The organism is Streptococcus sp. ZY19097 (assembly GCF_040731245.1).
GTDB classification, from domain to species: domain Bacteria; phylum Bacillota; class Bacilli; order Lactobacillales; family Streptococcaceae; genus Streptococcus; species Streptococcus orisratti.
Window position 1 is genome coordinate 869,949 of the sequence record NZ_CP160400.1, and the last position, 14,377, is coordinate 884,325.

Here is a 14,377-nt window from a genome sequence, read left to right on the forward strand (position 1 = left end):
CTAGAAAGTGATAAGGAGGACACCCTATGAGTGTGATTGAACGCTTAGCTGAAAGAGTAGCTAGGCAAGAAGAAAAAGTTGCGAAAGAAACGGAAAAATTAGAAACTTATCGCAGTCAATTACAAACAGCGATGTATCAAGCCTTTATCAAACGCCAACAAAGTAGTCCCTGGACGTTTGATGAAGCATTGACGCAGGCCTTTGGCCAAGATGAACAAGAACTAAAACTATCAGACACTAGAAATGAGGAATAACACATGACAAAAGATTGGACCTTTGACCAACCCTTAGATGATAACACACCGACATCTTCCACAGAAGAACGTGCGAAGATTGCGGCACTATTTCATAAAGAAAACCAAGAGGGCGCTGAAGACGTTGATTATGTGGCAGCCTTTGAAATGGAACAACAAAAGTCTAAAAATCAGATGGCTCCACAGCAAAAACCTCAAGAGCAATCCACACCAAAAGAGGTGTCCTCCTCTAACATTACAAACGACTACAAGCAACATCTAGCTGATGTGATGGCTCAGAATAATGAAGACATTCTTCAAAGTCAGAAGAAAATCGAAGAGTTGCACCAGTTGATTGACGAAAAGAATAAGCACAATAAAAAATTACAAGCCATTTCAGCGGCTATTGATGACTTGTAAGAACGAGCAGTCCTTAAGAGGGCTGCTTTTTATGGGGGAAGAAAATGAAGTTATTCAAAAAGCAAACGCAAAATCAAGATAGTTTTAAATGTCTCATTCATCGCTTATCAGGAATGTCTGAAGCCGACTTACATAAGGTCAACCAATTATTGGATGTCGTTTTTGACGCTACAAGTCAAACTATCCGAGATGAAAAAAAGTCTCCTGAAACTTTGCCAAAAGAACCTATCCTAGATGAGACCATAACCGAAGCTAAGAATACACTGAAGACTGAGCAACTTGAAAAGCGGATAGAGCAGTTTAGGCAGGCGAAGAAACCTAAAAATGAGTAAAAAAGATTAGGCATTGTTGAATGTCTAATCTTTTTGTCTGATGCTTGTTGTTCGCTGATACACATATTTTTTTGTCAATTTACTATCATTTAGGTTTTCTATGTCAAAGATGAAATAATGATCACGATTGTCTTTAGCATTTTCTTTATTGAGCTTGAAATAGTTTTTAGCAGATTTCGCCATTGCTAACATGATATCATCTGTTAGAAAAGTCAGTGGTGTATCAAGTGCTGAGTAGCGATAGAAGTCACTTTCAAATTTACGGTAATTTTCACTGAAGTAGTCCATCTGTAATTCGTTTTTATAAAAGTCAAGCTGATTCATGGTAGACCTACTCAACTAATGTGATAGCCATAATATCTTCTAAAGCGATAGCGATATGTCCGTCATTGGTTTTTAGAATGACTTCATTTGTTGATAGTGTCGGAATGGTTCCGATAATAGTTTGATAGTCATTTTTCTGTTTTCTAGTCACCTGTATGGTCAATTGATTAGCGTAACTCTGACTGAGTAACATTAATTTTTGATTCAGCGATAGGTCAGAAAGGTAGCTGACTTGCTTATCATCATCTGATAAGGCAGAGGTATGTTCCGATAAAAAGAACCCCATCCACTTTTGCATGTTAACGTCTTGATAGTCTCTTGCGGATTGAAATGGTAAGTATGATCGATCAATCATTGTAATCCCTCCAAGCCACCTGCTGAGTGGCCTCCTATTAGTTTACTTCTTGCAATATTCCTGGAACTGTCTAAGAGGGCAGTTCCTTTTTGAACCGCTAAAAAACCGAATTGGTCTCTAATATGGTCAATAGTTTGTTGTAACTTTTCTTCTTTTTCGGTTGCTTCGATATCATCAAATAATGAGATTAAGGCATAACTTTCATCAACAAAGCCTGAGTAATTGACTGCAATACCCCGAACGGCTCCTGACGTGTATTTTTTACGAAAAAGCGTTAATACGGTATCGGTAAGCAGTCGTGTATGATTAGTGGGTTCTATCTTCATTTGAGCGTTGATTGGTTGTTTCATTTCTGTTTTAGAGTAGGTCACAAAGATGGAAACAATAGTAGCTTTCTGATGTTCTCGCCTCATTCGGATAGCAACTTGTTCAGCCATTTCACTAAGAACAATCTCAATATCACGTTGTTTGACATAGTCACGAGGTAGTACCTGAGAGTTGCCAAGCCCGTGTGATTTTGGTTTATAGGGCTGATGAACATTACTCTCGTCAACACCATTAGCATGAAACCACAACTGTACCCCAACCTTCCCAAATTCTTTTTTCAATCGATCAGGATTGCTATTGGCTAGTTCCTTGATAGAGGTAATCCCTAGTTTGTGAAGGCGCTTCTCTGTTCTAGAACCAATACCCCAAAAATCAGTTAGGTTAGGAATTGACCAAACTTTTGTTTCTACATCTTCGTAGGACCAATTGGCACGCATAGTAGGTGTTCGTTTGGCTTCATTGTCTAAAGCGAGTTTGGCCAATAATGGGTTAGCGTTACTCATACCAATGGTAGAGTAGATACCAGTCTTTTGCCAGATGTCATGTTGTAGTTTGGCAGAGACCACATCTAATTTTGCCTTTCTATCCATCTGTTTATCACTTACAAAGTAATTGAGCGAGGAGGTTAAATCAATATACCCTTCATCAATGGAGTAGGGGAGAATATCTTCAGGAGCCGCATAATCTTGGAAAATATGATGAATATCAATATTCTTTTTGATGTAGCGATCCATACGTGGTGGAACAATAAGCGTTCGCTTAGCCCAATGTTCAATATAGGAAACATAGCGCGGTGATATGTCTAAGCCTTGACGTTTGGCATTATAGTAGTCAAATTTTCTTGTGCTGATGTCAAAAGGTAAATCGTAGGCACGTCCAACATTATTTTTTCCAAAAACTTTTTTGAACATAGGAGAAGAGGCTAAAATTAAGCCTCCAGCGTTATCTGCTCGACTCATGACACAGAGAGAGGTATGGAGGGGATTCAATCCTCTATCCACACATTCAACCGAAGCATAGAATGATTTCATATCAACGAAAGCTATATCAGACTGAGGTTCTCTTGAGTAATCGATATAGCCCATCATCTTAACCCCTTTTAAGCATTTCTAATTCTTCCATCAGTTCCTGAATATGATCAGTAATGTCATACTCTTTGAGGTAGGGTGTAAAATAGATACGGTTGTCCCGGAGATAAATCATTTCTTTAACATTAACTGTCATGCTTAGGCTCCTATAACTGGCATAAAGTGACTTACAACAAGCCCTACGATACGAGGATTATCTTCATAAGGAATCCATTTATCCGGGTAGTTATCGTTGAGTGATACCATTCTAAATCCATTTTCTTCTCTATATAGTTTTTTGATATAGACAGAGTCATTCCAGGATAGGGCGTAGACAGCACCATCATAATCAAAACCACTAGCACGAATAAGGGCTACTTCACCATCAAGGTAGATGGGTTCCATAGAGTCTCCTTTAATCCAGGCAGCAATATCATAACCATACTGTTCTTCCTCAGAATAGACGGTTTCTGTCTCGTATTCCTCAAAGAGCGATTCCCCCAGACCAGCAGAAAGTGAAACATCAGATAAGACCTCAACTGCAAAAAGAGGAATTACTTTCTCTTGTGATTGTTGTTTTTGAAGTAACTCATCAGCATACTCATCAACCTTTCCTTGATTTTCTGATGAGAGCTTGAGGTAAGTATTGACTACATTGTACTCAGATTCAAAATAAGTTTCTGAAACCTCCAAGATAGTCGCTAGTTGTCTGAGATTATTTTGATTTGGCTTCGTTTTTCCATTCTCCCAGTTGAAGTAGGAGGAACGATTGATATGAAGTTTATCTGCCATAGCAGATTGTGAATAACCTAAAACTATTCGTCTTTCTTTTAAACGTTTTCCTGAGAACATACAACCTCCTAATCTATTTGTTGCTTTATAAACTAACAAAATTATATCAAAAAAATTTAAAGTTGCAACAGAAAATATCACTTCCTAAGTCACTAATATTTTAATAATTATAAATAAAGTAGACAACGCACCATTTTTGGTGCGTTGTTTATTTTTTATGATATAATAAATCTTAAATAGAGGAGGTCTTTTATGATTGGAGATAATATCAAATCCTTACGTAAAACCCATGATTTAACACAACCAGAGTTCGCAAAGATTGTGGGAATTTCACGAAATAGCCTTAGTCGCTATGAAAATGGAACAAGCTCGTTATCAACAGAGCTCATAGACCGTATCTGTCAGAAATTTAATGTATCATATGTTGATATTGTAGGAGAAGAAAAAATGTTAACACCAGTGGAAGATTATCAATTAACCTTAAAAATTGAAGTTATCAAAGAGCGTGGCGCAGCGATTTTGTCCAAACTATATCGCTATCAAGATAGTCAAGGAATTACTTTTGATGATGAGACTAGCCCTTGGATTTTGATGAGTGATGATTTGTCTGATCTTATCAATACCAAGATTTACCTTGTCAATACTTTTGATGAAGTGGAGCGTTACAATGGTTATTTAGATGGTATTGAGCGAATGTTGGAGCTTGCTCATCATCAGGTGGTGGCTTAATGCGGTTAGAAGAATTTAGCAAAGATGACTTTGACTTAGCCTTAAAACGAACTATTCGTTCCTTAACTCGTGGTAAAACGACATCAGTTACCCCAAAAGCCATCTTACTTGGTGGGCAAAGTGGAGCAGGAAAAACAATGATACACCGTATCAAGCAGAAAGAGTTCCAAGGTAATATTATCATTATTGACGGTGATAGCTACCGCTCTTTACACCCGAATTATCTAACTTTACAAGAAGATTACGGGAAGGATATCGTGGATTATAACAAAGGTTTTGCAGGAAAAATGGTGGAACAGCTTGTGGATGAACTCAGTAAACAAGGTTATCATTTGTTAATCGAAGGAACTTTGAGAACGACAGAAGTCCCACGAAAAACAGCACGGCTATTGGAAGCGAGAGGTTATCAAGTCTCATTAGCTTTGATAGCAACCAAGCCTGAATTGTCTTATCTCAGCACCTTAATCCGCTACGAAGAAGTCTATGTGGTTAATCCAAACCAAGCTAGAGCAACTCCTAAAGAACATCACGATGGTATTGTAGAGCATTTAGTTGATAACTTACGAGAATTAGAAGCTGATAAACTCTTTGACCGGATTCAAATATATCAAAGAGATAGAACATGTGTCTATGACTCAGAAACTGACATGGGGTCAGCCGCAGATGTCCTACAAGACTGTCTTTTCGGAAAGTGGAGTAAGGTAGAGGAAGAGATGTTGAAGGTGGGACAGGAACAGTTGAGGGAAGTAGGTAGAAGGAATGAAAAAGATGCATAGTTACATAAAGTATCTAACTCAAGAAGATCCAATCATCACTGATGAAGGTAAGCAGATAGAGGTTTTTCACCTAGATATTAAAGATGAACCAGAGATTTTTGAAGAGTGGGCAAAACAATTTAGAAGAAATTATTGTTCGGATGATGAGCTTAATGAAATGATATTAGCTATGAATACTTCCTCTAAAGAATATCTTAAAAATTTTAAATTACCCTCGGATAGTGGAATTGGTCTTTCAACGATGTCAGGTGATTTTGGAGAAATATTAGTATCTGATTATCTTCAGTATATTGAAGAATATGTGGTTCCTAGGACTCGTTATGATAGTAAAGTTAATAAAGATACTTCAACTCAAGGAAGTGATGTTCTGGGATATAAGCAAGATTCATTGAATGCAGCGAATGATGAAATCGTAGTTATTGAAGTAAAATCATCGGCATCAAATTCTAGTAGCTCTGAAGCGAAAAATAAACTTCAAGAAGCTATTAATCATTCTGATAAAGATTTTGAACGATTTTCAACCTCAATTGTAGCCAGCTATTTAAGGTTAAAGAAATCCAATATTGATCAAGCAAATATAGTAGAAAGATTTTTAAACATAACGGATAATCCATTTAATGTAATTTATGGAGCTGTTGCAGTCCACTCCAATCAATCATATGATATTGATGTTATCAAGACAGTAGTTTCAAAAAATCACAGAGATTATCAGAAATTACGACTATTAGTCATTCATTCTAATGAATTAATGAAATTTATTAGAGAACTCTATTCGAAAGCGAGTGAAGTATGATAGAATTTGGAAGAAACTCATTATATTTTTCAAAGCTAGTGCGTTCAAAGGCAAAGATGATTGAATTTAATATTCCTGAAGATAGTCATATTGATATTCCAGAAGGTGCAAGTAAGTCATTCCTTGTATCACTAGCAATTGTTACAGATACTGCTAGGAAGTGTTTTGAAGCTTATATCAATCATAAGAGTTTCGATTCACAATTGAAAAATCAATTACATCATGCTGCTGAATATTTTGATGCACTGCTGTTGTCAGGATTAGGAAACTCTGCTGAATATCAAGACTATATTGCAATACTGGGTGCCACTGCTTATTATCTAGGAGATTATAATGGTAGTTCAAGGGTTATGCTTAACCACATATCAGATGATATGCAGTTAGTAGAAGACAGTATAAATCTTGCTAGCGTATTTATAGAAATATTAAAAGATGAAGTATTTTTAAATCCTAAGTCAATTGTAGGTAGGTATTCAGATGAATTAAACGCTCTAGTTGAAGTGTATAGAAATTATATTTTATCAAAAACTGAGTTTTCTATAGATATTTATAGAAATTTACAAGATAAAGTATATAGGAATGGAAGTGATTTTTCTGTAATTATTGTAAATTGTCTCTTAGCAGTTATATGTAAAAAAATAGATAGTTCATCAACGAAATTATTACCTGAATTTTCAGGATTAGATTTTTCTTTATGGCAGGATTATATACAATCAGCAGGAAGCATAAAGGAGCTTTGGCCATCTCAAATCGAATTAGGGAAGCAAGGAATTTTTTCAGGTAAATCTGGAATCGTTCAGATGCCAACAAGTTCGGGTAAAACAGCCTCAATCAATCTAACTTTAAGATCAGCATTCTATTCAAATAGAATTGAAAATGCATTGATTGTTGCACCTTTTAGAGCATTATGTAGAGAGATATATCGAGATATTAATGCACATTTCGTTGATGAGAATAATGTGATTGTTAGTGAAATTTTTGATTTACCGGAGATTCCACAGGATTTCTCAATTTTTAATGATGGTAAAAAAAGAGTTTTTATACTTACTCCAGAGAAATTGTTGTTTTTGTTGAGAAATCATCAAAGTTTTATTGATGAAATAGGACTTTGTATATTTGATGAAGCACATCTTTTTGATGATCCAAGTCGTGGAACCAATTTTGAATTACTGTTGTCAATGGTTAAACAAATTTTTCCAAAAGCAATTCAGAAGATTTTAATTTCTGCTGTAATACCAAATAGTGAAGCTATAAATCGGTGGTTTAACGAAGATGGGGTAATCGTTTCTAATAATTCGATAAAAACAACAGAGAAAAGAGTTGCGTTTAGTGATTTAAACGGGAGTAATGAGCAATTGTATTTCATAGATCCTATTACATTTGAAGAAGAATTTTTTGTTCCACGTACTGTTAGTGTAAGTGAATTAGAGCAGCTTGGAAAAGAACGCAAACAAAAAGTATTTCCAGAACTGACAAACGCAAATGATATAAGTATTTATTATGGGACTAAGCTAATTAATAATGGTGGAGTAGGAATTTTTTGTGGAAGAAAAGATACGGTCAATGTTGTTTTGCGGAGATTTATAGACTTAAATAATAGGTATTATGATCTAACTAATTTCTTAAAAAATTCAGATGGGTCTGAAGTTGGAAAAATAGGAAACTTAATTGGTCAAAATTTAGGATATGATAGTGTTGAATATACATGTAGTCAGCTAGGAGTTTTTTCACATCATTCAGGTATACCTATGGGGATACGTATTGCTATAGAGTATGCTTTTTCAAAAAGTAAAATAAATAATGTAGTATGTACTTCAACCTTAGCACAAGGTGTAAACTTACCGATTAAATACTTGATTATCTCAAGTGTGTATCAAGCAGGAGATGCAATAAAAGTTCGTGATTTTCAGAATTTGATAGGTAGAGCAGGAAGGGCTGGAAAATATACAGAAGGAACAATAATTTTAACAGAGCCCAATATTTATAAATCACCAAAAAATAAGCGGAAGAAACAAAACTATAAAGCATTGTTAAATCCTATTAATACAGAGGGGTGTCAAAGCAATATTCTCAATATTATACAGTTTAACTCAGTAGTTCCAACTGATTATCGATTAGACTCCAAAATATTTGATTTTTGGGGTTTGATTAAAGAGAGATTTGACAGTACTGTAAACTACAGAACAAAAATAAATATTATTTTATCAAAATTAAAAAAACAGAATAATCCTTATTTTAAGGATTTTAATTCTAAGATAGACCAGATTGAGAAAACTCTAATTGCAATTGAAAATTATATTGCTTCTATGAATGATACTGAACTGGAGGCTGATAGATTAGCTGAAAATACTTTTGGATATTTCTTAGGTAATGAAGAGGAGCAAGAAAAAATAAAAGAATTATTTGTCTTGATAAAATCTAAAATAGTTACCAGTTTAGTAGAAACTGAAATAATTGCAAAAAACTCAATTGGATTATATCAATCTGAGTTGTTAAAAGGTTGGGTTCAGGAAAATAGAACTGCTATCCTTTCTTGCGAGAAGGAAGAAAATTTATTAAGTGTTTTAACTCAGATAATAATAGATTTTTCAAATAACAAGGAGATGAGAAAATTAAGTATAGAACATCTAAATTATATTTCTCAACTCTGGATTATGGGCAGTTCTTATTTTCAAATATTGGAAAGTTGTACTGAAAAATCAATTAGTATTGAAAAAAGAGGTAAGTCAAAACCAATTGATATGTATGATATAATCTCTATTTGTGATAATGGGTTAGGGTATGAAACATCAATGATTTTAAATGCAATCAACAATATAATTGAAGAATTGGTTGGAGTGAAAATGGATGTGCTGACTAAGCTGATAAAGAGATTGAAATATGGGTTATCTCTTGAAAAAGAAATCAATATCTATGAATTAGGGTTTTCAGATAGAATTGTAGTTCAATTGATTGGTCAAGAGATACATTCTCTAAGTAAGAATCAGATTAGAAATGAAATCAAACAGAAATCAATTGACTTGAAAGGTATATTGACAGATTTTCCAAGTTACTATACTAAGTTAATTAGTGAAATGTAAAATTAGTTTCTATGAAGCTTTAAAAGTTAAGATAATTGGTGATTCTAAAACTGGTAATCCAAATGTTTCTATAATTAATAAAGAGTAACTTTTCCGAGAGCTATCCAGCTCTCTTTTTTCTTACATCCATTTCTACGTTGTGATAACTTTTCCAAATCATCCTTGTTATTCTAATAGCATTCCTAAGAAAATCAAAGTTTGATTTTCTACTGGGGGTTTGGGGGCGAAGCCACCAAGTTATCTTATCGTTGGCTGTCAAAACTGGAAGGTTTTGGTTAGCTGGCGATATGATTTTTTGGGTATTGTGACCACAATGCCTGAGCTCGCAAAGACCGAACAAGGGCTTTAGGAAATTTCCCGTATGACACACGGGGTCGGGTTTTACCCGAGAAAGGATGAAAGTGAGGAAAAGATGTGCCTGAACAGTATCGTGACATTCGAAAAGAGGTAAATTTAACTGCAGATGAACTAAAACAGATTGAAAATATGATGGAGGTTGATAATTATCGTCACTTTTCTCCATTTGTCAGAGATAAAATTTTGATGACTGATGATAAAAAGTTAGTTACCAAAGAATGGTTCTCTTATTGGCAATCTCAAAAGTTAGAACAGATTAGTCGAGATGTGTATGAAGTCCTGGTTATCGCAAGAGAAAATCATCAAGTGACCCAAGAGCATGTATCAATTTTATTGACCTGTGTTCAAGAACTGATTGCAGAAGTCAATAAAGGACAGCCACTCAGTCGTGAGTTCCATGAAAAGTATTTGTGAGAGGTGGTAACTATGGTTTATCGTTATCGTACCAATCTTAAAAAAGTATTTCTAACAGATTCAGAGTTACATCAATTGGATGAGCAAATTACTAAGAGTCACTGTAAAAATTTTTCTGTCTATGCTAGAAAAGTTCTGCTTAATCCCAATATGTCCTTTGTTACCTTTAACACGGATACTTATGACCAGTTAGTTTTTGAATTGAGACGGATTGGAAATAACATTAATCAAATTGCGCGTGCGATCAATCAAAGTCATCTCATTTCTCAAGAACAATTAAAAGGATTAGGCGAAGGGATTGGTGAATTGATTACGGAAGTGGAGAAAGAGTTTCAGGTGAAGGTGAAAAAATTAAAGGAGTTTCATGGTCATTACTAAACATTTTGTAACGCACGGTAAAAAATACCGCAGACACTTGATTAAATATATCCTCAATCCAGATAAAACTGACAATTTGAAATTGGTATCTGATTTTGGGATGAGTAATTACTTAGACTTTCCTAGTTATGCAGAGATGGTTGAGATGTACAATGTCAACTTTACCAATAATGATAAGTTATATGAATCAAGAAATGACCGTCAAGAAAAACATCAACAATCTATTCATGCCCACCATCTAATTCAATCATTTTCTCCTGGTGATAATCTGACACCAGAAGAAATCAATCGCATTGGCCATGAGACCATGATGGAGCTAACAGGAGGTCGTTTTCGTTTCATTGTAGCGACTCACACAGACAAAAATCATGTTCATAATCACATCCTAATCAATGCTATAGATCGCAATTCAGATAAAAAATTAATATGGAACTATGCTTTAGAACGAAACCTCCGTATGATCTCAGACCGTATTTCTAAAATGGCTGGAGCGAAAATTATTGAGAAGCGTTTTTCGTACCGTGACTATCAAAAATATAGGCAGTCCAGCCATAAGTTTGAACTGAAGCAACGCCTTTATTTTTTGATGCAGCAGTCAAAGTCCTTTGATGATTTTTTGGAAAAAGCAGTGCAGTTACATGTTCACGTTGACTTCAGTCAGAAGCATAGTCGATTTCTGATGACAGACAAAACCATGACAAAACCTATTCGAGGACGTCAACTTAGCAAACGAGACCTATATGATGAAGATTTTTTTAGAACTTATTTTGTCAAGAAAGAGATTGAAAGTCGTTTAGAATTTCTCCTGGACCGTGTCAATTCGTTAGAGGATTTTCTAACAAAAGCAAAAGAATTACATCTCACCATAGACCTTAAACAAAAAAATGTGACCTTCATTCTAGAAGACAATGGGAAGCAGATATGTCTTAGCCACAAAAAAATAAGTGATAAGAAGTTATATGATGTTTCCTTTTTTCAAAGTTATTTTGAAAACAAAGAGCCTATTGCTTCAGAGATAATAGAAAATATCCAAGAGCAATATCATAATTTCCAAAAAGAACGAGATGAGGAACAAGTTTCTGTTGAAGAAACTGAGAAATCCTATGAGGAATTCGTGGCTAATTGTAATGCTGTCCATGAATTTGAAGTTGAGCTTGCAGACCATCAAATTGAGAAGTTGGTTGATGAAGGTATTTACATCAAGGTCTCTTTTGGTATTAAGCAGAGCGGTCTCATCTTTATTCCCAACTACCAACTAGACATTATCGAAGAAGAGAATCAGAAAAGATATAAAGTTTATATTCGTGAGACAACCTCATACTTTGTCTATAACAAAGTAAGTTCTGAGAAGAACCGCTATATCAAAGGGCGAACCTTGATTAGGCAGCTAACTAATGACAGTCAAAAGCTTCCATACAGAAGACCAACTGTTGAAAAACTTCAAGAAAAGATTTCCGAGATTAACCTCTTGATTGCAATGACTGAAACGGATAAGAAGTATCGGGAGATTAAAGACGACCTAGTAGCGGAAATAGCAGAGCTAGATATAAAACTCACACAAACACAAGAAAAAATCGCCACCTTAAACAAAATGGAGGAAGTACTTATCAATCTGAAAAGTGAAGATTTAGGAAGGCAAAAACTAGCAAAATATGAATTTGTAAAATTTAACATGACAGAATCAACTTCTTTAGATCAAATTAATGAAGAACTTTTGAAATTACAGCAGAAACTTAGTAATCATCTTGATGAGTATGAAGTTATCGTAGGGAGATTGGAAACATTTGTGAAAGTGCTAAATACTAGTAAAGATGTGAATCAAAAATTACAAAATAATGTTTCAATATAAGAGAGATTATATTTTTAGATAAAAACGAGAATAAAAATATTCGAATAAATATTTATCTTTCATTTATATATCTATTATTTGAATTTTTTTGCATTAAATGCTATAATAGTTTATTATAATGAAACTAGAGAGGACAAGTTATGGGAACGTTGTTGGCTTCGAGAATCAAAAATAGAAGAAAAGAAATGAAAATGTCTCAAAAAGAATTAGCGGATGGTATTTGCAAACAAGGTCAAATTAGTCGCTTAGAGAATGGAGAGTATACTCCAGGGTCAGAATTGTTATATAACCTTGCCAAAAAGCTTAATGTCAGTATGGATTATTTTTTTGATGAACAAATTTCAAATGAAAGTACAGAACTGGTTTCGTTTAAAAAAATAGCTAAGAATTTTGTTACTCATAGGGATTACGAATCCTTAAAATATCTCTATGAATTAGAAAAAGAAAAATCACATCGCTTATCATTATCAGATAAAATATATTTGGAGTGGATTGGTTCACTTGTTGATTTTTATTTCCATGATAGAAGAGAAGAAGCTATAGTAAAATTGGAAAGAATTTTGCAATCACTTAATAAGGCAGACATAAATTATCTTCAAATTTCAAATACTCTATTTAATTTTTATTATGATACAGAAAATATAGCTAGGTTTGATGTAATTAAGGAAGAGTTAATTAATGAACTAAAGCAATTTAGTTTAGATACAATAGAGGAATTGGAACTTTCTATAAAATTCAACTATAATCTAAGTCGCTATTTATGGTTACAAAAAGACATAGAGCAAGCTATCAAACAAATAACAGGCACGATTAAACTATGTCAAGAGTATCATACTACTTATTTATTAGCAGATTTATTTTTATTGTTAGGGAATATAAGTAAGAATTTTTCAGATAAAATAGTGGTTAAAACCTACTTTGAGACGGCACATTTTTTATATAAGAATTTAGATGAGAATAAGGAGATGGCTTTAACAATAGAACATTATATTGCAGATAATTTTCGAGGATAAGTACTATAACGATGTTCCAAAAAGACATCGTTTTTTTGAGCTGAATACAAAAAAGAATAAAACCAAAAAAAATAAAAAAAGTATATAAAAAAATTGACAAGATGATTTTTAGATGTTAGAATAAATATATCTTAAGTAAAGGGAGATTTTGATGAAGAAATTTTTGAAAAAGTTCCTTGTTATGTCTTTAATGGGAAGTTTGATTTTAGCCATAGGTAGTGGTGGAGTATCTAAGACTCAACCGATGAATGAAATTGATCCAGGACCTGCAAATAGGGTAATTAGATAGTTTTTAAGAAGATGACGCTCTGAGGTTTTATGAGATTTATCCTCACCGGACAAAAATCTTAAATTTGTTCATAGAAGGAGAAAATTAGATGAAAAATACAGATCTTACTCTGAAGCAAGAAGATGTATCTGTAAATGTTGATGATCTTAATGATATTAATGTAGTTTCTATTCTAAGGGGAAGAAATCAACCAACACAGCATCGGTGCTAAAAATACGTTTTTGTTGAATCAGGAGTGATGGTTATTATCGCTTCTGATTTTTATGTTATGGGACTTGATTTATCGCACTCAGGGTGAATATGTAAATACCACATTGTGTTCACCACTAAATATAAGCGAAAAGTCATCTATAATCAATCAATATCAGAGTAATCTAGGAAAAATCTTCCATCGCTTTTATCAGTACAAAAGTGTAGAAATTATCAATGCCTAACCATGTTAATATGTTGGTTAGTATTTCCGTACCTAGAATTTGCGTATCAAGTTTCATGGGCTATCTTAAAGGGTAAGAGTACTTTTATGATGTTTGACAAACACGCTAATCTCAAATACAAATATGGCAATTGCCATTTCTGGATGGAGGGTTATCACGTTACGTAAGGTAAGTACAGTCGGATTCAACGAGTCCACGATAAAGAAATATATAAAAGTACAAGAAAAACATGACATTGCACTAGATAATTTAGTTTGAAAGAGTATGAAGATCTTTTTAGAGGTAATGGTAAGTCATACGACCCTCTCTTTAAGAGGCAAGTGATGAGTCAAAAGCATTGAGGATTGGACAAAGTGAAAGCCAGCGTCTTTAGGTGTTGGTTGGTCATGTGTGCTTATAGCTCTTGTCCAAACCA

Annotated in this window: 18 protein-coding genes and 1 pseudogene; 14 read left to right on the forward strand and 5 right to left on the reverse strand. The window is 34.0% G+C overall.

What is annotated here, in order from left to right; genetic code table 11:
- Positions 1-26: 26 nt before the first annotated feature.
- Genes ABZ559_RS04360 through ABZ559_RS04370 form a run of 3 tightly spaced genes read left to right on the forward strand, consistent with a single transcriptional unit; the run spans position 27 to position 985 of the window.
- The gene (locus tag ABZ559_RS04360; protein ID WP_252520904.1) at positions 27-254 is read left to right on the forward strand and encodes a DUF5965 family protein; all 228 of its coding nucleotides are present in this window, start codon (positions 27-29) and stop codon (positions 252-254) included.
- Between the two features lie 3 nt (positions 255-257).
- Positions 258-653: a DUF5945 family protein gene (locus ABZ559_RS04365; protein ID WP_367007344.1), complete on the forward strand. Its 396-nt coding sequence runs from the start codon at positions 258-260 to the stop codon at positions 651-653.
- Positions 654-697: 44 nt separating this feature from the next.
- A complete protein-coding gene (locus ABZ559_RS04370; protein WP_044754757.1) occupies positions 698-985 on the forward strand; it encodes a hypothetical protein in 288 nt (95 codons plus the stop codon).
- A 24-nt stretch (positions 986-1,009) separates the two neighbouring features.
- Here the strand turns inward: ABZ559_RS04370 and ABZ559_RS04375 are convergent, their stop codons facing one another.
- The 5 genes from ABZ559_RS04375 to ABZ559_RS04395 are packed head-to-tail and all read right to left on the reverse strand — an operon-like array spanning position 1,010 to position 3,910.
- Positions 1,010-1,309, reverse strand: a complete 300-nt coding sequence (locus ABZ559_RS04375) for a DUF5960 family protein (RefSeq protein WP_001072431.1) — start codon at positions 1,307-1,309, stop codon at positions 1,010-1,012.
- Between the two features lie 7 nt (positions 1,310-1,316).
- Positions 1,317-1,664: a hypothetical protein gene (locus tag ABZ559_RS04380; protein ID WP_367007345.1), complete on the reverse strand. Its 348-nt coding sequence runs from the start codon at positions 1,662-1,664 to the stop codon at positions 1,317-1,319.
- Positions 1,661-3,076, reverse strand: coding sequence for a Y-family DNA polymerase (locus ABZ559_RS04385; RefSeq protein ID WP_367007622.1), 1,416 nt, complete (start codon positions 3,074-3,076; stop codon positions 1,661-1,663). Before ABZ559_RS04385 ends, ABZ559_RS04380 begins: the two co-directional genes overlap by 4 nt.
- 4 nt (positions 3,077-3,080) lie before the next feature.
- Positions 3,081-3,215: a hypothetical protein gene (locus ABZ559_RS04390; RefSeq protein WP_261291934.1), complete on the reverse strand. Its 135-nt coding sequence runs from the start codon at positions 3,213-3,215 to the stop codon at positions 3,081-3,083.
- A 2-nt stretch (positions 3,216-3,217) separates the two neighbouring features.
- A complete protein-coding gene (locus ABZ559_RS04395; protein ID WP_367007346.1) occupies positions 3,218-3,910 on the reverse strand; it encodes an XRE family transcriptional regulator in 693 nt (230 codons plus the stop codon).
- A 192-nt stretch (positions 3,911-4,102) separates the two neighbouring features.
- Here ABZ559_RS04395 and pezA point away from each other — a divergent pair, with 192 nt between their 5' ends.
- The 11 genes and pseudogenes from pezA (at position 4,103) to tnpA (ending at position 14,303) form a co-directional block, all read left to right on the forward strand.
- Positions 4,103-4,579: a type II toxin-antitoxin system antitoxin PezA gene (gene pezA, locus ABZ559_RS04400; RefSeq protein ID WP_367007347.1), complete on the forward strand. Its 477-nt coding sequence runs from the start codon at positions 4,103-4,105 to the stop codon at positions 4,577-4,579.
- Complete coding sequence (gene pezT / locus ABZ559_RS04405; RefSeq protein ID WP_367007348.1) at positions 4,579-5,355, forward strand: type II toxin-antitoxin system toxin PezT; 777 nt, start codon at positions 4,579-4,581, stop codon at positions 5,353-5,355. Before pezA ends, pezT begins: the two co-directional genes overlap by 1 nt.
- Complete coding sequence (locus ABZ559_RS04410) at positions 5,339-6,148, forward strand: Hachiman antiphage defense system protein HamA (protein ID WP_367007349.1); 810 nt, start codon at positions 5,339-5,341, stop codon at positions 6,146-6,148. Before pezT ends, ABZ559_RS04410 begins: the two co-directional genes overlap by 17 nt.
- Positions 6,145-9,228 carry a DEAD/DEAH box helicase gene (locus ABZ559_RS04415; RefSeq protein WP_367007350.1) on the forward strand — a complete coding sequence of 1,028 codons (3,084 nt, stop codon included), beginning with the start codon at positions 6,145-6,147 and terminating at the stop codon, positions 9,226-9,228. Before ABZ559_RS04410 ends, ABZ559_RS04415 begins: the two co-directional genes overlap by 4 nt.
- Positions 9,229-9,642: 414 nt before the next feature.
- Positions 9,643-9,999 carry an SAG1252 family conjugative relaxosome accessory protein gene (locus ABZ559_RS04420; protein WP_367007351.1) on the forward strand — a complete coding sequence of 119 codons (357 nt, stop codon included), beginning with the start codon at positions 9,643-9,645 and terminating at the stop codon, positions 9,997-9,999.
- Between the two features lie 12 nt (positions 10,000-10,011).
- On the forward strand, positions 10,012-10,377 hold the full coding sequence (locus ABZ559_RS04425) for a MobC family plasmid mobilization relaxosome protein (protein WP_367007352.1): 366 nt from the start codon (positions 10,012-10,014) through the stop codon (positions 10,375-10,377).
- On the forward strand, positions 10,364-12,226 hold the full coding sequence (locus ABZ559_RS04430; RefSeq protein WP_367007353.1) for an SAG1250 family conjugative relaxase: 1,863 nt from the start codon (positions 10,364-10,366) through the stop codon (positions 12,224-12,226). The genes ABZ559_RS04425 and ABZ559_RS04430 overlap by 14 nt, the downstream gene beginning before the upstream one ends.
- A gap of 140 nt (positions 12,227-12,366) precedes the next feature.
- Complete coding sequence (locus tag ABZ559_RS04435) at positions 12,367-13,239, forward strand: helix-turn-helix transcriptional regulator (protein WP_367007354.1); 873 nt, start codon at positions 12,367-12,369, stop codon at positions 13,237-13,239.
- Positions 13,240-13,390: 151 nt separating this feature from the next.
- Positions 13,391-13,528 carry a hypothetical protein gene (locus tag ABZ559_RS04440; protein WP_367007355.1) on the forward strand — a complete coding sequence of 46 codons (138 nt, stop codon included), beginning with the start codon at positions 13,391-13,393 and terminating at the stop codon, positions 13,526-13,528.
- Between the two features lie 88 nt (positions 13,529-13,616).
- Complete coding sequence (locus ABZ559_RS04445) at positions 13,617-13,739, forward strand: hypothetical protein (RefSeq protein ID WP_367007356.1); 123 nt, start codon at positions 13,617-13,619, stop codon at positions 13,737-13,739.
- Between the two features lie 87 nt (positions 13,740-13,826).
- Positions 13,827-14,303: pseudogene (gene tnpA / locus ABZ559_RS04450) on the forward strand (IS200/IS605 family transposase).
- The last annotated feature ends 74 nt before the right edge of the window (positions 14,304-14,377 follow it).